The organism is Ruegeria sp. CDSB022 (genome assembly GCF_059611145.1).
In genome coordinates this window covers 251,337-272,100 of the sequence record NZ_JBXWOZ010000001.1, presented here as the reverse complement: position 1 = coordinate 272,100, position 20,764 = coordinate 251,337, and the positions used below count along the sequence as shown (strand labels likewise).

The 20,764-nt window shown below is 56.8% G+C and carries 18 protein-coding genes; 8 read left to right on the top strand and 10 right to left on the bottom strand.

Annotated elements, in window-relative coordinates:
• Positions 1-42: 42 nt before the first annotated feature.
• The gene (locus AC2FIZ_RS01365) at positions 43-1,254 is read right to left on the bottom strand and encodes a helix-turn-helix domain-containing protein (RefSeq protein ID WP_496790475.1); all 1,212 of its coding nucleotides are present in this window, start codon (positions 1,252-1,254) and stop codon (positions 43-45) included.
• A 128-nt stretch (positions 1,255-1,382) separates the two neighbouring features.
• Positions 1,383-2,606: a 5-aminolevulinate synthase gene (gene hemA, locus AC2FIZ_RS01360; protein ID WP_271947553.1), complete on the bottom strand. Its 1,224-nt coding sequence runs from the start codon at positions 2,604-2,606 to the stop codon at positions 1,383-1,385.
• Between the two features lie 324 nt (positions 2,607-2,930).
• Between hemA and AC2FIZ_RS01355 the strand changes: the two genes are divergently transcribed.
• Positions 2,931-4,316: a M20/M25/M40 family metallo-hydrolase gene (locus AC2FIZ_RS01355; RefSeq protein ID WP_282027354.1), complete on the top strand. Its 1,386-nt coding sequence runs from the start codon at positions 2,931-2,933 to the stop codon at positions 4,314-4,316.
• Positions 4,317-4,450: 134 nt separating this feature from the next.
• On the opposite strand, the gene lpdA is transcribed toward AC2FIZ_RS01355, so the two are convergent.
• On the bottom strand, positions 4,451-5,845 hold the full coding sequence (gene lpdA, locus AC2FIZ_RS01350) for a dihydrolipoyl dehydrogenase (RefSeq protein ID WP_496790473.1): 1,395 nt from the start codon (positions 5,843-5,845) through the stop codon (positions 4,451-4,453).
• Between the two features lie 214 nt (positions 5,846-6,059).
• Between lpdA and AC2FIZ_RS01345 the strand changes: the two genes are divergently transcribed.
• Positions 6,060-6,494: a hypothetical protein gene (locus AC2FIZ_RS01345; RefSeq protein WP_496790472.1), complete on the top strand. Its 435-nt coding sequence runs from the start codon at positions 6,060-6,062 to the stop codon at positions 6,492-6,494.
• Here the strand turns inward: AC2FIZ_RS01345 and AC2FIZ_RS01340 are convergent.
• From AC2FIZ_RS01340 to AC2FIZ_RS01325, 4 genes are all read right to left on the bottom strand, one after another.
• Positions 6,491-7,069: a DUF924 family protein gene (locus AC2FIZ_RS01340; RefSeq protein WP_142633241.1), complete on the bottom strand. Its 579-nt coding sequence runs from the start codon at positions 7,067-7,069 to the stop codon at positions 6,491-6,493. The genes AC2FIZ_RS01345 and AC2FIZ_RS01340 overlap by 4 nt on opposite strands.
• Positions 7,070-7,177: 108 nt before the next feature.
• Positions 7,178-8,452 (bottom strand): MFS transporter, encoded by a 1,275-nt coding sequence (locus AC2FIZ_RS01335; protein WP_271947562.1) that lies wholly within the window; start codon positions 8,450-8,452, stop codon positions 7,178-7,180.
• A gap of 111 nt (positions 8,453-8,563) precedes the next feature.
• The gene (gene queA, locus AC2FIZ_RS01330; RefSeq protein ID WP_282027353.1) at positions 8,564-9,610 is read right to left on the bottom strand and encodes a tRNA preQ1(34) S-adenosylmethionine ribosyltransferase-isomerase QueA; all 1,047 of its coding nucleotides are present in this window, start codon (positions 9,608-9,610) and stop codon (positions 8,564-8,566) included.
• A 44-nt stretch (positions 9,611-9,654) separates the two neighbouring features.
• Positions 9,655-13,038 (bottom strand): YhdP family protein, encoded by a 3,384-nt coding sequence (locus AC2FIZ_RS01325; RefSeq protein WP_496790470.1) that lies wholly within the window; start codon positions 13,036-13,038, stop codon positions 9,655-9,657.
• A gap of 68 nt (positions 13,039-13,106) precedes the next feature.
• Here AC2FIZ_RS01325 and AC2FIZ_RS01320 point away from each other — a divergent pair, with 68 nt between their 5' ends.
• The 4 genes from AC2FIZ_RS01320 to AC2FIZ_RS01305 all read left to right on the top strand — a co-directional run bounded on the left by AC2FIZ_RS01320 (position 13,107) and on the right by AC2FIZ_RS01305 (position 16,496).
• Positions 13,107-13,568 (top strand): peroxiredoxin, encoded by a 462-nt coding sequence (locus AC2FIZ_RS01320; protein ID WP_281994470.1) that lies wholly within the window; start codon positions 13,107-13,109, stop codon positions 13,566-13,568.
• Between the two features lie 65 nt (positions 13,569-13,633).
• Positions 13,634-14,470: a ferritin-like domain-containing protein gene (locus AC2FIZ_RS01315; RefSeq protein WP_425595905.1), complete on the top strand. Its 837-nt coding sequence runs from the start codon at positions 13,634-13,636 to the stop codon at positions 14,468-14,470.
• A 210-nt stretch (positions 14,471-14,680) separates the two neighbouring features.
• A complete protein-coding gene (locus tag AC2FIZ_RS01310; protein WP_281994469.1) occupies positions 14,681-16,006 on the top strand; it encodes a M23 family metallopeptidase in 1,326 nt (441 codons plus the stop codon).
• Entirely contained in the window at positions 15,996-16,496 is a 501-nt protein-coding gene (locus AC2FIZ_RS01305; protein WP_271947570.1) for a bactofilin family protein, read from the top strand. The genes AC2FIZ_RS01310 and AC2FIZ_RS01305 overlap by 11 nt, the downstream gene beginning before the upstream one ends.
• A gap of 77 nt (positions 16,497-16,573) precedes the next feature.
• On the opposite strand, the gene AC2FIZ_RS01300 is transcribed toward AC2FIZ_RS01305, so the two are convergent.
• Positions 16,574-17,371, bottom strand: a complete 798-nt coding sequence (locus AC2FIZ_RS01300; RefSeq protein ID WP_496790469.1) for a hypothetical protein — start codon at positions 17,369-17,371, stop codon at positions 16,574-16,576.
• Positions 17,372-17,524: 153 nt separating this feature from the next.
• Between AC2FIZ_RS01300 and aqpZ the strand changes: the two genes are divergently transcribed.
• Positions 17,525-18,211, top strand: coding sequence for an aquaporin Z (gene aqpZ / locus AC2FIZ_RS01295; protein ID WP_496790467.1), 687 nt, complete (start codon positions 17,525-17,527; stop codon positions 18,209-18,211).
• A gap of 59 nt (positions 18,212-18,270) precedes the next feature.
• Here the strand turns inward: aqpZ and AC2FIZ_RS01290 are convergent, their stop codons facing one another.
• Both AC2FIZ_RS01290 and AC2FIZ_RS01285 read right to left on the bottom strand, forming a co-directional pair.
• Complete coding sequence (locus AC2FIZ_RS01290; protein WP_142633219.1) at positions 18,271-18,819, bottom strand: peptidylprolyl isomerase; 549 nt, start codon at positions 18,817-18,819, stop codon at positions 18,271-18,273.
• Positions 18,812-19,318: a peptidylprolyl isomerase gene (locus AC2FIZ_RS01285; protein ID WP_271947577.1), complete on the bottom strand. Its 507-nt coding sequence runs from the start codon at positions 19,316-19,318 to the stop codon at positions 18,812-18,814. Before AC2FIZ_RS01285 ends, AC2FIZ_RS01290 begins: the two co-directional genes overlap by 8 nt.
• 133 nt (positions 19,319-19,451) lie before the next feature.
• Here AC2FIZ_RS01285 and AC2FIZ_RS01280 point away from each other — a divergent pair, with 133 nt between their 5' ends.
• Positions 19,452-20,642 (top strand): phosphoglycerate kinase, encoded by a 1,191-nt coding sequence (locus tag AC2FIZ_RS01280; protein ID WP_496695793.1) that lies wholly within the window; start codon positions 19,452-19,454, stop codon positions 20,640-20,642.
• Positions 20,643-20,764 lie beyond the last annotated feature (122 nt).

The window sequence follows — 20,764 nt, the reverse complement described above, 5'->3', positions numbered from 1 at the left end:
ATCTTTAAATAGTCAGCCTAACTGGCCACTGCAATGGTCAGATCATTCTGTCGGTGCGGCAGAGCTTTGCGCCTGAAGTTCCGCCACCAGTTGCTTGAGGGCGACGTTTTGCTCGGCCTCAAGATCAGCTACCGTATAGCGTTCGGAAACCGCATCCTTGGACAGAACGACACCTTTGGCGACAGTTCCTGGTGCTCCGACCGGGCCGAAATGGTCACCATTCATCGAGAAATAGACAGATCCGGCGGCACCTGCACGTAGGTTAGGCGGTTCTTCTGTCAGCGGTACCTCGAATGTACTGCCCTGTTCGACGGTTCCAAGCGTACCCTCGAAGATGATACTTCCATCCGCAGCGGTGACCCGCATCCACGCCGGATCAACGGCGACGATTTTCAGGGTCGTATCAATCTGTTCAACCACCTGCGGCAATGCCGGGCGAAGAACCGTATGGACTTCGGCAACCTCAACCTTGGGCGGCTCAGGCGGCTGGAAGGTGCCAACGGTACGCGGGTCCAGTGTAGAAATTGGTGCATCACGGGCAACGAGCACCGGCAAATCCAGGGCCTGTGGGCGATACAGCCTATCCAGAGCCTCAGTCGAGGGGGTGTCGATCAGCGCGACTTGATCTTCGGTGGTGCCACGCGCCGCCTCAAGCGGGTCCAAATCAGACAAGACAACCGGAGCCTGTTCAACCGGGCTTACCTGCACTTGCTGAATCCGGTTCAGGACGGACCATCCGCCATACCCAATACCGCCGATCACAGCCAACAGAACTAGAGACGACCCGATGGCACGCGGCTCGATCTGGCTGACCAACGATTCCCGTCCGGGAATATAGGGAGTGTTTGGCGAGATAAACGGATCGCGCCCCATCGGACCGCGAGCCGGCAAGCTGCCCGAGGTCTTTCGAACCACTGACGCCTCGGCCGACATGCCATGCGCGACCTCAAACCCGCTTTCCTTACAAAACGCAAAGAAAGTTTCGTCGGGGTTCATCCCCAGATAGCGGGCGTAAGAGCGCACATACCCAGCGATAAATCCGGGCGTATCGAAGGCGTCCGGGTCGGCATCTTCTATGGCTGCAATGTAGTTGGCTTTGATCCGCAGTTCGCGCTGCACATCCAGTAGGGATTTGCCCATTGTTGCGCGTTCACCACGCATCATGTCACCCAGCCGCACCTCATAGTCGTCAAAGCCCTTGGGCCTGACGTCAGTGTCGCCTTCGGATCCGCGCTGTGATCTGCGCCCAATCATCCCTGCTGCCCCATTCTGCCTGTGCGTGTTTCACGCCGTGGTCGAATCATTAAAAGAATGATTCGCGCCGTAGTTTTGTTAGCGTAATTTTAGCACGCGGCATACGAATTGCACACTTTAGCGTTAGGTTAACCGGCAAGTTCGGCGCGATTTAGCGCACAATGTGACCAAAGTTCGTCCATCGCCTGGATCAAACGGTTCATTTCGTCAGGTCCATGAACCGGGGACGGTGTGAAACGCAGGCGTTCTGTTCCACGCGGAACAGTGGGGAAATTGATGGGCTGAACGTAGATTCCATGGTCATCCAGCAGCATATCGCTGAGTTTCTTCGTGTGCACGGGGTTGCCGACAATCACGGGCACAATGTGGCTGCCGTGATCAATCAGTGGCAGGCCCATCCCCTTGAGTCGAAGCTTGAGGATCTTTGCTTGCGTCTGATGCTGCTCTCGCAATTCGGACGCAGTTTTGAGGTAGGCAACCGAAGCTGCGGCACCCGCAGCAACGGCAGGTGGCAGGGACGTCGTAAAGATGAAGCCCGGAGCATAAGACCGCACAGCGTCGCACATTTTAGTGCTGGCCGCGATATAGCCCCCCATGACGCCATAGGCTTTGGCCAATGTGCCGTTGATGATGTCAATCCGATGGGCAAGACGATCACGCTCGGTCACGCCACCGCCGCGCGGTCCGTACATGCCAACGGCGTGGACCTCATCAATATAGGTCAGCGCACCGAATTCATCGGCCAGATCACATATCTCTTCAATCGGGCCAAAATCGCCGTCCATCGAATACACCGACTCAAAAGCGATCAGTTTGGGCGTTGCGGGATCATCCGCTTCAAGCAGTTCGCGCAGATGGGCGACGTCATTGTGGCGGAAGATGCGCTTGGACCCGCCATTGCGGCGCACCCCTTCGATCATCGAAGCATGGTTCAATGCGTCAGAATAAATGATCAGACCAGGAAACAGTTTCGGCAAAGTGCTGAGTGTCGCGTCATTTGCGATATAGGCGCTGGTGAACAGCAACGCAGCTTCTTTGCCGTGCAGATCGGCCAGCTCGGCCTCAAGCCGTTTGTGGTAAACCGTGGTGCCCGAAATGTTGCGGGTTCCACCTGATCCGGCGCCTGCGGCATCCACGGCCTCGTGCATCGCCTCCAGCACCACAGGGTGTTGCCCCATGCCAAGATAGTCGTTGCCGCACCAGACAGTGATATCTTGCTGCGATCCATCGAGGCGCGTGCGCACCGCATGCGGGAAATGACCATTGCGACGTTCGATATCAATGAAGGTCCGGTACCGTCCTTCGTCATGCAGCCTTGCGATCGCTGAATCAAGCTGAGCAGTATAATCCACCGGTTTCTCCTTAGTTGCCCGACCGATATTACGGCGACCGAACGTCTTCTTCTGCGCAGGATACGAATCTGCACCAGAGCATTTCCCACTGCCTGCTTGATACCGCAAGCACAGTGAAAGCTTATTTGATTTGCATCAAATATCCGCTCTGACCCTGACCGACAAGTAAAGTTACGCCCCCTGGACGCGAGGAAACGACGCAGGCACAGCACATTATCTCATCCGGGTTTCCGATATTATACCAGATTCCTGTCCTTGCGGGCTAGACGGCAAAAGTGGCGCTGATAGGGTTCCGGAAAATCCAAATCAAGCAGGAGCCCTCTTATGTCGCTGGACGCTGTTCTGAACCGCATCGACGCCGATTTGCCAACCTCAATCGACCGCCTGATGGAACTGCTCCGCATTCCGTCAATTTCCACCGATCCGGCCTTTGACCAACAGGTCAACCAGGCAGCTGACTGGCTGGTATCTGACCTGAAAAACATAGGAATTCAGGCTGAAAAACGTGAAACCACCGGACATCCTATGGTGGTCGGGCATATAGGTGAGGACAACAGCGCGCCCCATGTTCTGTTCTATGGCCATTATGACGTGCAACCCGTTGACCCGCTGAACCAGTGGAACCGGGATCCGTTCGATCCGGCCATTGAAGAAACCGAAAATGGGCCAGTTATCCGGGGTCGGGGCTCTTCGGACGATAAGGGACAGTTGATGACCTTCGTCGAAGCGTGCCGCGCATGGAAGGCCGTCCATGGCACCCTGCCCTGCCGCATCACCTTCTTCTTCGAAGGCGAAGAAGAATCCGGTTCGCCGTCGCTGGTCCCGTTCCTGCGTGAAAACGTGGCCGAGTTGAAAGCGGATCTGGCATTGGTATGCGACACTTCGATGGTGTCGCGTGGGGTGCCATCAATCGCGTCTCAGCTGCGCGGGATGCTCAAGGACGAATTCACCATCATCGGTCCGCGGATCGACCTGCACTCGGGCCATTACGGCGGACCGGGGCTAAACCCGCTGCGAGAGCTCTCCAAGATCGTCGCCTCGTTCTATGACGACGAAACCGGTCGCGTTGCTGTCGAAGGCTTTTATGACGGGGTTCATGAGGTCCCGGCCGAACAGTTGCGCCAATGGGAAAACTGCGGGTTCGATGAGGCGGATTATCTGAACTCGGTGGGGTATTCTCAGCCACATGGCGAAAAAGGGTATTCGACATTGCAACAACAATGGGCGCGCCCGACGCTTGAGGTAAACGGGCTTTGGGGCGGTTATAACGGCGCCGGTTCGAAGACGGTCATTCCCTCACAGGCGCATTGCAAGATCACCTGCCGTCTGGTGGGTGACATGAACCCTGACGCCTTGCGTGACCAGATTCGCATGCATGTAGAAGACCGCCTGTCACCCGACGCGAAAGTACAGTGGGACAACGATCTCGAAGGCTCGCCCGCATCCGTCATGAATATCAACCGCCCCGAATTCGAAGCCGCCCGCGGCGCATTGTCCGATGAATGGGGGCGCGAAGCCGTCTTTACCGGAATGGGCGGGTCAATCCCTGTCGTTGGCTACTTCGACACGGAACTTGGCATGGATTCCATGCTTGTGGGCTTTGCCAATGATGATGACGCAATTCACTCACCGAATGAGAAATATGATGTCAAAAGCTTTCACAAAGGCATCCGGTCCTGGGCGCGCATTCTCGAAGCGCTGACCCAGTAACATTTGGCGAGGCTCTGCCTCGCGCTCCGAGGTATTTAGAGCCAGATGAAGATTGGATCCCCTGCTTCATCTGGCCGAAAATACCTCGGGGGAGTCGCCCGAAGGGCGGCGGGGGCAGAGCCCCCTGCCCTGAATTACATATGGATCACGCGCCCGTAAGCGTCCAAAACGCTTTCATGCATCATCTCGGACAAAGTCGGATGCGGGAACACTGTGTTCATCAGATCCTCTTCGGTGGTTTCAAGCTGGCGCCCGACCACATACCCCTGAATTAACTCAGTGACTTCCGCGCCAATCATGTGGGCGCCCAACAGCTCTCCGGTTTTGGCGTCGAAGACTGTTTTGACCAGCCCTTCGGGCTCTCCAAGCGCGATTGCCTTGCCGTTGCCGATGAAGGGAAAACGGCCGACCTTGATGTCATAGCCAAGCTCTTTCGCCTTTGCCTCGGAATAGCCGACCGACGCAACCTGCGGATGGCAATAGGTGCAGCCCGCGATGCTTTCGGGTTTGACCGGATGGGCATGTTTCCCGGCGATCAGATCGGCCACCATGACACCCTCATGGCTTGCTTTATGCGCCAGCCATGGCGCTCCGGCAATGTCACCGATGGCGTATAGGCCATCGACACCGGTGCGACAGAATTCGTCAGTCACAACATGGGTCCGGTCGATTTTGACACCCAAAGCCTCAAGCCCCAGATTTTCGAGATTGCCGACGATGCCCACGGCAGAAATCACAGTGTCAAAGTCGTGCTTTTCAACCTTTCCTTTCACCTCGATATGCGCGGTGACTTTACCCTTAGCGCGGTCCAACTGCTTGACCATCGCCTTTTCCATGATCTTCATGCCCTGTTTGATAAAGGCTTTCTTGGCGAAGGCGCTGATCTCGGCATCCTCGACGGGCAGAACCCGGTCCATGACTTCAACCACCGTCGTATCTGCACCGAGCGTATTGTAGAAGCTAGCGAACTCGATCCCGATTGCACCCGACCCGATGACCAGCAATTTCTTTGGCATCCGCGGCGGCTGCAGGGCGTGTTTGTAAGTCCAAACCAGATCACCATCCGCTTCCAGCCCGGGAAGCTCGCGGGCGCGCGCGCCGGTTGCCAGAACGATGTTCTTGGCTGTCAACTCTTCGCTGCCCTTGTCGGTCTTGACGGAGACCTTGCCCTTGGCCGGGATCGTCGCCTCGCCCATGACAACCGTCACTTTGTTCTTTTTCAGCAGGTGACCGATACCGCCCGAAAGTTGCCCGGCGACACCGCGCGATCGCTTGACCACAGCATCCAGATCATATCCGATCTTCTCGGCCTTCAGCCCAAAATCCTTTGCGCGCTCCATCAGGTGAAACACTTCTGAAGACCGCAGCAGCGCCTTTGTTGGGATGCAGCCCCAGTTAAGACATATCCCCCCGAGATGTTCGCGCTCGACCACGGCGGTTTTCAAACCAAGCTGTGCTGCGCGAATGGCTGCGACATACCCGCCAGGACCAGCGCCGATTACGATCAGATCAAAAGATTGTGCTGCCATGTTTCCCTCTCGGAGCAGGTCATTTCCAAATTAGTTTACCATTAAACTAATATCAGCCACCCTTCAACACTTAGTCCCCGCGACAAAAGCTACGCAGGGTAAACCCATACGGATTGCAGAGGTTCGAGCCTATACCGCACCCGTTCAAAACGCTAGAAGATAGCTAAGTATCCCAGTTGCTCCATTCTAAATCCATTTACGCGAAAGGCATAACATGGCTAAAACGCTGAAAGATCTGGTCCTCGCCCTAATCAACGCCACGCTTATCCTGGTGGCCTTGTGTTTGTTTTTGGGCTGGAAGCTGACCACAACAGCGCAGTCCCTGATGTCTGATTTTTCACAGAAGGTTCAGATCGTCGCCCCTTTGCGCAAAGAGGTTCAAGGCGTGCGCAGTGAATTGGCAGCACTTCGCACTGAACTCGCAACTATACAAGTCAATGGCGCGCTTGCCGACACCGCCACCGCCCAACGGGTCTCGCAAACGCTCGACCGTCTGAGCCAAATCGAAGATACGCTGCAGGCGGCGCAGTCTCGTATCGTTGCGGTTGCCGAAACGCCTGACGCCTTCATCGGCACCGCAATAGAAAAAACGGCCGACACTGTGGCCGACCGTATTATCACAATCAAAGGTTGTTCGGTCGAAGGCTAACCTGCGGCCTGAAGCTCTCGGACGGTGGACCCGTACCCGCCCATGTTTACATAGGCGGCCTCATGTTCGGTCATGGGGCGCGACAATGCTTCGTTACGATAGGGGAAACGGCCGAACTTTCGGATCACCTCCCTATGCGCCCTTGCATGCAGCAGGTTGGTTGACTTGGATTCGTCGATATTCTGGCACATCAGGCGTACACAACGCTCTTGGTCACACAGATTTTCCGAGTGCATCAGTGGAAGATAAAAGAACTGCCGCGCGGGTTCGTCAATCTTCAGATCCCAGCCCTTGTCGATGGCGCATTTCGCTGCCGACAAGGCCGCCTTATCAGTGGCGAACGCCTTACCACTGCCGCGGAACATATTTCTAGGAAACTGGTCCATCAGAATTATATAGGCCAGTGCCCCGCTGGGGTATGTCAGCCAGAGAGAGAACTTTCCCTCATTAGCAATTTCCCATGTGGAAAGAAATTTTTCGCGGATCTCTGCGTCTAGCGCTTCATCCTCAATATACCAACCATCTGGACCCACTTGATCCAGCCAAAAACTCAATACTTCTTCAGGCCCTACCATTGCCTTGCTCCGTCGTTTTGCCCTCCCCAGGGACGTAACGTCATTTAAGGCTGATTTACAGATTTGTGACAGTAAAAATTTGCAACACTTGCGACATAATTTCGTGTCCTAGGCTACATCTTGCGTTTCCTGATCGGCTTCGGCGGCTTCGATAGCCACCTCTTGCGCCAATTCGAAAGCCACCGGCGAGGCCGTTGGGTAAAGCGGAGACATGGTGCCCGTCTCATCCACAGGAATCGCCGCACGCTGTGTCATGCGATACATCGCATAGACAGCAGTGGCTGCAAGCAGTGCAAAGATGATCAGGAAAAAGCCCGACGGTCCGAACACGTCATCGCCCATCAACCAACCGGTAATCAGCGGGCCAGCAATGGCGCCCAGTCCATTGATGAAGACCAGACCGCCAGAGGCCGCCGCCATATCCTCATGCTCCAGAAAGTCATTCGTATGCGCAATCAGCAGCGAATACAGCGGGTTAGACATGCCGCCAATCACAAAGGCCGAGGCCAGAAGGAACGGAAATGAAGTCGACCCGAACATCATCGCAGTGGCCGCCCCGCAAGCACCAATGATGCCCGCCAGCATGATCAGGAACCGGCGATCCATCCGGTCCGAGAACCAACCCAGCGGATATTGCAGCAGTATTGCCCCGACATAGAAAGCCGCCACGAAGGTCGAAATCTCAACCAGTGTCAGCCCAGCGCGCGCGCCATAGACCGCCGACATACCAAACTGGGCCGAGAACACTCCGCCCAGCAGGAACATGCCCACGCAGCCCAACGGCGACTTCCCCATCAGTTCACGCAATGTCATGGGCTTGGTCGTGTCAAATGCCGGTGTCGGTGAAATCGACAGCAGAATCGGAGCAAAGGAAACCGAAACCAGAATGGATGCGATCACAAAGGTTTCGTAACCAGCAGGATCGCCAACCAGCATAAGCCCCTGAGCGGTGATGATCCCAGTCATCTGTACGATCATATAAAGCGAAAGCGCCTGGCCCCGGTTCTCGTTATTGGCCGCGTTGTTCAGCCAGCTTTCGGCGGTGACATACACTCCCGAGAAACAAAACCCGATCACGACACGCCCCAAAGCCCACGCGACTGGCTCGGTCAACATCGGATACATGATCATCACGGCCGAAATAAAAGAAGCGAGCGCAGCAAAGACCCGCACATGCCCCACCCGCCGGATCATCTCCGGTGCAAGGCGAGAACCTCCGAGGAAACCTACGAAATAAGCTGACATCACAACAGACATCTGAAGGGTCGAAAACCCTTCGATCTCGCCTCGGACGCCCAGGATTGTGCCCTGTAGGCCATTGCCAATCATAAGCAGGCCCATGCCAAGAAGAAGTGACCACGCGCTGGTAATGACCTGAAGCATAGAGGCCTCCGAGATTGCTAACCTGAACTAGAGATTCGTTTTTATATCAAAAACGGCTTTGAACCAGCTTGTCTACGACATCGAAACGCAACGATCCCGACAACACGCCGCTCAAGGGATCAAAAGCGACCCATCCCCATATGAAAAGAACCGATAGTTCTGCGCAATCGCGTGCTCATAAACCTCTTGCATCCGATCCTGCCCCATCAAAGCTGAAACCAACATCAGCAGCGTGGATTTCGGCAGATGGAAATTGGTGATCAGCGCATCCGTGACGTAAAACTGAAAGCCCGGATAGATGAAGATGTCGGTATCGCCCTCCCAGGGTACGATCTGCCCACTGCGGGCGGCGCTTTCGATCAATCGCAGCGCGGTTGTGCCCACCGGAATGACACGGCCACCTATGGCTTTGGTTTCACGAATTTCACTGACGGCTTCCGCACTGACCCTGCCCCATTCTGCATGCATCTTATGGGTCGTCACATCCTCGACCTTGACTGGCAGAAACGTTCCGGCACCGACATGAAGCGTAACGTAGGAAACAGAAACGCCGCGCGCGGTAAGCGCCTGCATCAGCGCTTCGTCAAAATGCAGCGACGCGGTGGGCGCGGCCACGGCCCCGGAGTTGCGCGCCCAGATCGTCTGGTAATCCGTCTTGTCCTGCGCATCGGCAGGGCGCTTCGCGGCAATATAGGGCGGCAGCGGCATGGCGCCGGCCTGTTCCAGCGCAGCATCAAAATCCTGCCCCGTAAGGTTAAACCGCAGAAAGGCCTGTCCGTCCGCCACCCTATCCAACTCAGCGCTCAGTTGATCCGAAAACCGGATAACCTCACCTGTCTTGACCTTCTTGAGCGGTTTGATCAACGCGGCCCAGGTGCCGTCTGCCTGCGGATCAAGCAACGTCGCTTCGATCGACGCAGACACCGGCCCTTGCGCACTGTCGCGATGACGCCGCCCGCTGAGGCGTGCCGGGATGACCCGCGTATCATTCAACACCAGCCGGTCACCGGGTCGCAGCCAGTCTGGCAGGTCAAAGACGTGCGCATCCGAGATTGCATCGCCCTCGGCCACAAGCAAACGCGCCGAAGACCGCGGGTTGGCAGGCCGGGTGGCAATCAAATTCTCGGGCAGGTGGAAATCGAAATCGCTGAGTTTCATGGGCGCGCCTTACAGGGTCGTATCAGATTCGGCTATATCCCTGTTCAGTTGTCTTTTGGCGGCGATCCAAATGTGCGCTTGGGCTCATCCGGCTTGGCTTTCTGTGCATTTGGCCCATCCTGAACCTTCGGCGCGGGCTCCCTTAGAAGGTTGCGCAAGAACAATGGCGCAAGCCCTGACAGAGGGTTGACCGAGACAGAGGGTGATTTCAAAGGGCCGGTCAGAGTATAATTGAACGCGATCACACCTTCACCTTTTTTGGTGAAGACACTTCCAATCGCATTCACCAGATAGATTGGGGAAATCGCGCCACGCAAGTTCAGCATTTCGCTAACCGTGTCGATTGTCCCGTCGAAGGACAATCCCATCGAAGGACCGACGGCGCTGCCGCTGAGAACCTTGATTTCGGTCGGAGTAATCCGCATTCGGCTTTCGATGCTCGAGAAAAAGATGCCTTGCCCAGCCATTTCATCCACAAGCCCAACAAGGCTGATTGCGTTCAGCAAGGCAGCCATGGCCGGGGCGTCATGAATTCGGGTGTTCACGATCTTCATGATGACATCGAAGTTCCCGGCCCCGCCGACCGGTTCCAGTTGCAGGTCCAGTTTGCCACCGCGCGCCTGGGTTATCATTTTGGCCGATCTCAGAACGTCGCCTGCATCACCAGAGATTAGATTGACTGCACTGCGCCCTCCGCGCGGGGTCACCTGCCCGCGCACAGCAGCACCGCCGTTTACATTCGCCGTGAACGCGCCGCTGACACCGCCAGTTGTCGCAAATTTTCCCTTGAACCCGGTCAGGGCGATCGTCTCTGTAATCTGGAGGCGATCCAACACTACATCCAGCTCGGGCCCCTGCCCGGAACCACCGCCACCACCTTCGGAGGATCCAAAGGTCGCGCCCCCCAGATTCATCACGCCCCCTAAAACCCTGATGTCGGGCAAGGCTGACCCCCGTGAAATCAGCTCCGCCGGAACCGCAAGCCAGTTCCCCAATTCGAATGAGCTGAACTCTACACGATCGAAAGCACCATTTTTGAAATTAATGGAGGCCAGGCTTCTCAACCCCGCCGCATCCAGCCGAAGTGTATCCACGCGCATCTGATCGCCCAGCGTTGCCTCGACATCGATCGACCCCTTGGTACCAGCGCCTTTGCGCCAACCGAGCTCGGGGATAGACAGCACTACGCCTTCCAGATCCGATGTCGCCGTCAGTTTCGGGGGGCGGCCAGCACCGATGCCCAAGGTTATTTCGGCAACGCCTTTTCCAGTCAGCATACCCTTTGGTAACCCGGCACGCAGCTCGGTCACCAACCGGGGCGAAATCTCGATCTGCCCTTTCAGTTCACTGGGTTTCGGTTCTCGACCCCCAATAGGCTGGCGCCAGGTTGCCTGCAGGGGCACGTCGCCGAAATATCCGTCGCCGCCGACTTCGACAGCGGATTGGTCACCTGAAATAGTCAACTGAGGCGCGCTGACGACAAAACCTTTGACCAAGCGATCACTGTGCACATCACCAATCTTACCAGTAAAGTGAAACTGGGTTTCATCGAACTTCAGCCCCTTCTTCATCGGCAGAGATAAGGTGCCTGACAGTTCCACATCGCCAGAGGCCACATCCACGGGCAAATTTGCCTTTGTCATCAGCTGCAGAGGGGGACGATCCATCAAAGACAAGGCGGCCGTTGCCGAGCCCTTGGCCTTGACGCGCACAATCGCCGGCGAAAGCTTTTTGATCGACGTATCCGGAATAATGAAGGATGTTCCTGACCCGTCTATCGGGCCGCCCTGATCGGCAATGACAACCGCTTTCTCGGCTGTCACCGTAAACCGTTGGTTGATCAGGCTGGCCTGCCCCTGAGCGTCATGGACCGGCGGTAAAGTTTTGGCAAAGCGGACTTTGGCGTCGTCGAACCCGAAGTCCAAGTAAATGTCCGGCTTGGTGTCCGGCTTCAACCGCAATGCAAAATCGACATCCGAGAGCCGGCCTTCATATAAATTGTCGGACACCCATTTACGCGGCTTTTCGGCAAGTAATTGGGGCCAGTATCTCAGCAACTGGCCTGACTCCAACTCGTCCAGATGGGCCTCGAGGTACCCCGACCAACCTTCGGCTTCACCATTCAGATTACCCCTAGCACGCAGCGTTAGGTTTTCGTCTTCAACCGTCATCTGTCCGAGGCGCAACTCGAACGGGGCCAGCTTCATCTTCAGATCAAGGTCGGCACGCGCCAACTTGAGGGGTTCCGGAAACAGCCCAGCCGGGTTGATGTCGATGCTGCTGAGACGGAGTTGAGAGGTCAGGCTTTCCAGCAGTCCATTCTCGATACCTCTCAAAAAGGCCCTTCCCTCGGCCTGAACGGACCCCCAGGCGGAGACTACAGAAACCTCGTCGAAATCCAGCTCCTGCCGACTTGGGTCATAGCTGAAATAAGCCCTGGCGGATTCAAACGGAATCGGTTTTGTCTCTTGGTTGGCTTGCACCGCGCCTGCCGCAAGGTTCAGGGTCGCAAATAACGGCCCCAGCGCCGCGTTGCCATCAACACTGCCGCGCACCGCGCCCGAGATCGGAGCGTCAAGGACCTGCAACCATGACAAGGCTAGGCTTTGACTTGCAATATCCTCGGCAGGCAGGTCGGTTATCGCAAAGCCAAAGCTTGCCTGGGGCGTTCCAAGTACGCTGGTATAGTTTACCTCAATCGAACTGGCATAATCGCGCCCTGTCAGAACAGAGAACCCGGTGGACATGCGCATTTCGTCACCGGTACGGATGATCGAAATATGTCCGCCGTCGAAAACCCAGGCGCGCGACAGGCGCAAATCCTGATAGTCCAGCGTCAACGACTCAAGCTCGACCGACCGCAGCCCCGACAGCAGTGGTGACAAAAAGACATCGTCAGATTCCTCGATCAACTCGATCAATGTCCGCGCCCGCTGAACCGGTGCACTGCCAGAACCGACTGTCAACGAAAGCGCCCCGTCCAATCCGCGGGTCAATGCGATTTGGGCATCGCGCAGGGTAATCGTGCGCGGGCGGATTTTCCCCCGTAGCAGCCACCGCATCGACAACCGGGTGCGCATATCCGCCACTTGCGCGATCTGTTGTCCCGCCGCGTCGCTTATGGTCACATCCGTCAGTCGCAAACGTGGCAACCAGTTTTCGTTGACGATAAAGCTGGCGTCGCCAAAGCGGATCTTGATCCCTCCAAGGCTTTCATCCAGCCGTTTTTCGGCCTGCGCCCGCATCCAGTCGGGCGCGTGCAGTTGTTTGCCAATCAGAAAGAACCAGCCGCCAAAGGCCAGCAGGCAAAGCAACAGGAAGGTTCCGACGATCCCCCAAGCAGCGATGCGGCGGCGTGACCGACGGCGGCGGGGTTTCCCGTCCGGGCCTTCTTGTGTATCTTCTTGCCGCGCCAAATTCCGACCCACGCCCTATTACCTGCTTGCACCGCACCATGATGTCAGGCAGCACTTAAAAACCTTTAGCGGAGTTTCCAATGCCCGACGTTACAGACATCGCCCCCGGTTTCACTTTGCCCCGCGACGGCGGTGGTGAGGTTACGCTGTCAGACCTGCAAGGCAGCGCCGTCGTTTTGTTTTTCTATCCCCGTGATGATACGCCGGGCTGCACCAAGGAATCCATCGGTTTCTCGGAACAACTTCAAGCCTTTGCTGATGCCGGCGCCCTGGTTTTCGGCATCTCGCGCGACACGGTGGCTAAGCATGACAAATTCGTCGCCAAACACGGTCTTACGACGCCACTTTTGTCCGACGAAGGCTCGGCCGTTTGCGAGGATTACGGTGTGTGGGTCGAGAAGAACATGTACGGGCGCAAGTCGATGGGGATCGAGCGTTCAACCTTTCTGATTGACGCCGACGGTAAGATCGCTCGCATCTGGCGAAAGGTCAAAGTGCCCGGCCATGTGGAAGAGGTACTGGAAGCCGCGCGCGCGCTGTAACCCTCTTCACCGCGGTCGTCATCCGGATTATTACCCGAACAAATCTTGAAAGCGGAGATATCCCGGTGTCGAAAACACTGACCCAAATGGCGACCGAAGTTCTGACCACAGCAGACGGGCGCGAAAAGACCGCCCTGTCCAAGCGCCATGCCGCAGCTTGGTTTGCGGCGCGATCAGGGGACGCTCCTGCGATTGAAGTGGGCACCGCAACACCGCCGTTGAATCCCGCCCGACCGGACAAACCAGATTTGCTGTCCCCCCGGGATGTCCCAAGGCGCCGCCCCGGCTCCGAGGCTGGGCGCATCGCCCTGCTACACGCGGTCGCCCATATCGAACTGAACGCGGTTGATCTGCATTGGGATTTAATCGCCCGATTTGGCCATGTCCCTATGCCTATCGGTTTCTACGACGACTGGGTCAAATGCGCCGAAGAGGAATCGCGCCACTTCGAAATGGTCTGTGATTGCCTGGAACAGATGGGCAGTCATTACGGCGCCCTGCCCGCCCATGCGGGTATGTGGCGCGCTGCCGAAGATACAGCAGAAGATTTGATGGGCCGTTTGGCCGTAGTGCCGATGGTGCTTGAGGCGCGGGGTCTGGATGTGACCCCCGGCATGATTGACATCTTCCGCAAGGCCAAGGCTGAACAGGCCATTGCCGCGCTCGAGGTGATCTACGCCGAAGAAGTCGGGCATGTTGCTTACGGGTCCAAGTGGTTCCATTTCCTTTGCGGACGCGAGAACGCTGACCCAAAGGGTATCTTTCACGATCTGGTCCGGCGCTATTTTCATGGCGTTCTTAAACCGCCCTTCAACGAAGAAAAGCGGGCCGAAGCCGGGTTACCGCCGGATTTCTATTGGCCGCTGACCGAAGGCCTGCCGCCGCCCGGCTCTGCCCGCTAGGTCGGCATGCACGGTCATAGCGGTCTTTGAATCATCCTCCAGTTGATGTAATCGGCAATTTCTCGCCGAGAATTGGCGGGATTAACCCTGTTTGTTGTGTGAACTAGTTAACAATCTTGCCCAAATCGGACGTCCCCTCTATTCAGTTGCCCCAAGGGACGGAGACCACTCACAACCGATCCCGAATTTGGGGATCGAGAGGTAAGGCGCGTGCGAGCACGTCTGGCAATCAAACTACATTCGCTGCTTGAGCAGCACTTCCCGGAACGCCGGGTCTTTCTGAAATCTGACAATGACACACGGTTCATCCGGCTCAGCTCAGAGACACAGATCTTTGCAGTTGCTGGTGTTGCCCTGTTTGTTGGCTGGACTGCGGTCACTACCGCAATCCTGTTGATGGACAGCATCGGATCAGGCAACTTCCGAGAACAGGCCAAGCGCGATCAGGCGACATATCAGGAGCGGCTGAATATTCTGTCAGCAGAGCGTGACGTGCGCGCTCATGAGGCTCTGATGGCTCAGGACCGGTTCAACGCCGCGCTTGAACAGATCTCTGCGATGCAATCCGAGCTGCTGGCGTCCGAAAACAGCCGCCGTGAGTTGGAAACGGGGATCGAGGTAATCCAGTCCACCCTGCGCACCACCATGAAACAACGGGAATCTGCCCGTCAGGAGCTTGCGGCGCTGCAACAATCAGATTCCGATGATGGGCTCACGTTGGCAAACACTGCCAGCCCCGAACAGATGGAATTTATGACCGTTGCTCTGACCCGCACCGCGCAGGAGCGTGATCAGATCGCAGCCGACGCCCGGAACGCACTGGATCAGCGGGACGATCTCGAGCTTGAGATCCGGCTGATGCAGGAACGCAGCGACGAGATTTTCCGTCAGCTAGAAGAAGCAATGATCATCTCGGTTGAACCGCTCGACAAGATGTTCCGACAGGCAGGTATGCCAACTGACCGTATCATTGAAGAAGTACGGCGTGGCTATAGCGGCATGGGTGGCCCCCTCACCCCAATTTCCTTCAGCACGCGCGGTGAGGACCTGACCCCCGACGAGATCCGCGCGAACACTCTGTTGCAACAGATGGACCAGCTGAACCTCTATCGTATCGCAGCAGAAAAGGCCCCGTTTGCCAGCCCGGTGAAAGCGGCTGTCCGCTTTACCAGTGGCTTCGGCACGCGCCGTGACCCAAAAACGGGCGGTCGCCGCATGCATAACGGTTCCGATTTCGCCGGTGCACTTGGAACTGATATCTTTGCGACCGCCGACGGCGTAGTCACCCATGCGGGCTGGCAATCGGGTTTCGGGCGTCTGGTCAAAATCCGGCACGCCTTCGGAATTGAGACACTTTACGCTCATAACACCAAGTTACGGGTTAAGGTTGGCCAAAGGGTCTCGCGCGGGGATCATATTGCTGATATGGGTAACACCGGACGGTCGACCGGAACGCACCTGCACTATGAGGTCCGCGTAAACGGAAAACCTGTTAACCCAATGACTTACATCAAGGCTGCAAGAAATGTTTTCTAAGAGCAAAATCAACGAGCCCGGAACCAATGCCCCAGAGGCCGCCAAGCCTGCCGCTCCGGCCACTCCGGCAACCCCTGCACCGACGGAAACCAAGGCCAGCACCGCGCCCAAACCCAAGCCACCTGCATCGGTCCTGTCTTCGGATCTGCACATCACCGGCAACCTGAAAACCTCGGGTGACATTCAGGTCGAAGGTACGGTGGAAGGTGACATTCGTGCGCATCTGCTGACCATCGGTGAAACGGCGACCATCAAGGGCGAAGTCACTGCAGATGACGTTGTCATCAACGGCCGTATCGTTGGCCGCGTGCGTGGCCTGAAAGTGCGCCTGACCTCGACCGCACGGGTCGAAGGCGACATCATTCACAAGACAATCGCCATCGAAAGCGGCGCGCATTTCGAAGGCTCCGTTCAGCGTCAGGACGATCCTCTGAACCCTGGCCGCAGCGGAAAACCGGGCGCTAACCCGGCTGCAGACGTCAAACAGTAATTCTGACAGACTGACAGGAAACAAACGCCGCGGGACAGCCTGCGGCGTTTTCTTTTGCAATTCTGACCGAAGTGCTTTCACTGATCAGGTTGGTTCCAGGTCGCATTGGCCTCGATCACTTCTGCGACCATCAGCGCCTTTTCGGACAAATCTGGTGGCGTGCCATCATCAAAGGCAAGCTGCTGCATTCTTCGATACATGACTTCAGACGTGTAAAAATCAAATGCAGCCGTGCCGTCCGGGCTTTCCCAGAAGGCCGTGATCCAAACCGAGGGCGCATACCCGTAACACCAGTCCTGCCAGAACCGTTCTGCCAAAGTCGCCGTTTTAACTGCGGTTACTTGCGCCAAAAGGCTATCCATTGGCCACCCCCCGAGGCGAAACATGCAAAGCGTATCGTCCAGACATTCTTCTGAGCCCCCTTCGATCGCCTTCAGAAGAAAGCGTTTCTGAAAATTGTCCAGGACACGCCACTCCTCCGACGACCAGTTCCGGGCCTGTCCCGTCGGATACCGGCTCAGGCTGACCTCGATCCCGACAGAGCTTACCTCTTCGCCACAGGCCAAGACCTCTAGCACACGCGGCAAAAGATAGGCCCAGGTATTCTTGGCAATACCTTCCGGATCACTCGCTGCAAAATACCAGTCCTGAAGATAGTGCAACGGCAGTTCCTGAATGGGCGGGTGAAAGAAATCAGCCTCGATATCCGGTTCCATGCAGCACCCTTCGCAGACCTCGATACTGCTTGGCTTTGGACGTTTAAAACCGCGATAAGCATCCTGAATAAGCGGGAAGAACGGATCATCCGGCAATAACTTGGCCTTAACCGGCTTATTCGTCTTTGACGTCATCGTAGGCTGAACCCATATTTCCATGCCACACCCATAGGTCTATCTGCCCCCTTTTGACGTGGCAAGCGCGCCCAAATACCCCTTCATTCTCCGCCGAATTTCTATGTGTGATGAGTAGCTTCGATATTTCTGCGTTTTGGATTACACTACAGCCCATTGGTTTTCGGAGGACTTTTCATGTCAACAAAACTCATGGCAGAATTTTTCGGTACATTCTGGTTGGTGCTTGGCGGTTGCGGCAGCGCTGTTTTAGCGGCTGGCGTCGCGGATGTCGGTATCGGCTGGTTGGGCGTATCTTTAGCCTTTGGCCTAACAGTGCTGACTATGGCATTTGCCGTTGGCCACATTTCAGGCGGGCATTTCAATCCGGCAGTCAGTCTGGGTTTAATGATCGGCGGACGGTTCCCGGCTAAGGATCTGCTGCCCTATTGGATTGCTCAGGTCATCGGAGCCATTGCAGCAGCGGCTGTACTGTATCTGATCGTCAGCGGCGCACCAGATTTCGCCGGGGTCGGAGGCTTTGCGTCCAATGGCTATGGCGAGGCTTCACCCATGGGCTATTCGATGATGTCCGCCTTGGTGATCGAGATCGTGCTGACGGCATTTTTCATCCTGATCATTCTGGGCGCGACCTCAAGCGGTGCTCCGGCAGGGTTCGCGCCGATTGCCATCGGTCTGGCGCTGACGCTGATCCACCTGATCTCGATCCCGGTGACCAACACATCTGTCAACCCGGCACGGTCAACCGGTGTTGCCCTGTTTGCCGATGGGCCGGCGCTGGCTCAGCTATGGTTGTTCTGGGCTGCCCCGCTGATTGGTGGCGCGATTGGTGCGCTGATCTGGAAGGCCATGTCTGACGACTGATCCAAGCGCACGCTTACAAAAAGACCCCGGCACCTGACCAGGCACCGGGGTCCTTTTATCTATTCGGTCACGGTGACCTTTTTCATCGCATCCGGCTGGCCGATTACGGCTCCGTTCGGGCCTTCGCCCCGCTTGATCGCATCAACAACGTCCATTCCGTCAGTGACCTGACCGACAACCGTATACTGACCGTTCAGGAACGGCCCAGGTTCAAACATTATGAAGAATTGCGAGTTGGCACTGTCGGGATCCTGCGCCCGCGCCATGCCAATAACACCACGATCAAAGTTATAGTCCGAGAACTCAGCTGGCAGATCCGGCCGATCCGAACCGCCAGTACCGGCACGACGCATATCGCCACCGACCCGACCGTGTTCAACGTCACCGGTCTGAGCCATAAAGCCGTCGATCACGCGGTGAAACACCACGCCATCATACTGACCAGCAGCGGCAAGGGCGCTAATTTGTTCAACATGCTTGGGGGCAATATCGTCAAACAGATCAACGGTTACGGTGCCATTGGCCCCTTCACCCTCAATCTCGATCTCAAGGCCCGTGGCCAGTGCAGGACCGGCCAGCAGGACAAATGCGGCGGCCAGCTTATACATCGGCAGCCACCTTGACGCTGATCATACGATCCGGGCTTGCGGGCGGCTCGCCCCGAACGATGGCGTCCACATGCTCCATCCCGTCGATAACACGGCCATAGACCGTGTATTGGCCGTTCAGGAAATGGTTGTCGCTAAAGTTGATGAAAAACTGCGAATTGGCCGAATCCGGATTCTGCGACCGAGCCGCGCCTAACGTGCCGCGATCATGCGGCAGTTTCGAAAACTCTGCCGGAACATTCGGCAGCGATGACCCGCCTGTGCCTGCACTGCGCAGGTTGAATCCGTCTTCCATATCGCCGTGCTGCACGTCACCGGTTTGCGCCATGAAACCGTCGATCACACGGTGAAATGCCACGTTGTCATATTCACCGCTGCGCGCCAGTTCCTTCATCCGAGCGCTATGCTGCGGGGCCACATCTGGCAGCAGCTCGATGACGACATTGCCGCCCTTCAGCTCGATGATGATTGTGTTTTCGGGATCCTTGATCTCGGCCATGTGGCCCTCCTGTCGTTTATCTTGCGCAAATACCTATGCGCCACGCACGCGAAAGCCAAGTGACGCATTGACCTGAGGGCAAAATGCAGGAAAAGAACCGCCTAGATCGGTTGCCAAACACGAGGATCGCGCGATGGGCTGGAAAACACTGGACGATATGGACCTGAACGGTAAGCGCGTGCTGGTGCGCGTGGATATCAATGTGCCCGTGGTGGATGGGGTCGTGACCGACGCTACCCGGATTCAGCGCATCGTACCCACAGTACGCGATATTCTCGCTGCAGGTGGCAAGCCTATCCTTTTGGCCCATTTCGGACGCCCGGGCGGAGAGCGGCGCGAAAGCCTGTCGCTGAAACAACTTATCCCCACATTGGAAAGCGCCTTTGGTGCGCAGGTTCTGTTCGCAGCCGATTGCGTCGGAACCGAGGCCGAGCTTGTCGCAGACACCCTGCAAGCCGGGCAAGTATTGCTGTTGGAAAACACCCGTTTTCATGCTGCTGAAACCAAGAATGATCCTGATCTGGCCGCAGGCATGGCCAAACTGGGCGAGGTCTACTGCAACGACGCCTTTTCCGCTGCGCACCGCGCCCACAGCTCAACCGAAGCCATCGCTCGCCTGCTGCCTGCCTGCGCTGGTCGGCTGATGCAGGCCGAGCTGCAAGCACTTGAAAGCGCCCTTGGCGCGCCCGAGCGTCCGGTAACAGCAGTGGTCGGTGGGGCAAAAGTGTCAACCAAGCTGGAGCTGCTGGGCAACCTGATCGACAAGGTGGATCACCTGATCATCGGCGGTGGCATGGCCAACACCTTCCTAGTGGCACAAGGTATCAGTGTCGGCAAATCGCTGGCGGAAACCGCGATGAAAGACACTGCCGCAGAGATTCTTGCCAAGGCGGAAAACTCTGGTTGCCAGATCGTTCTGCCGTGTGACGTGGTTGTTGCAAAAACCTTCCAGGCCAATGCGCCGCATCAGGTTTTGCCCGCAGACCAATGCCCCGAAGACGGCATGATCCTGGATGCAGGCCCCGAGAGTGTCGCCGCTATCACTGAAGTCATCAGCCAAAGCCGAACCCTGATCTGGAACGGCCCTTTGGGCGCCTTTGAACTGGAACCGTTCGATGCAGCAACGAATGCGGCCGCACTGAAAGCTGCCGCGCTCAGCCGTTCGGGCCAGTTGGTCTCGGTCGCGGGCGGTGGTGATACCGTAGCCGCCCTGAACGCGTCCGGCGCGGCGCGGGATTTCACCTATATCTCGACAGCAGGCGGCGCATTCCTGGAATGGATGGAAGGAAAAACCCTTCCCGGCGTCGCCGCGCTGGAACAATAAATTCAGCTGCACGGGTAATTTTGCGAATCGGGGGATTCACAAGCCGAATCACCTGTGACATAGTGCAGTCAGATGCCAAGCATAATGGCACGACATTGAGGCAGACTTCATACGGCGGTAAA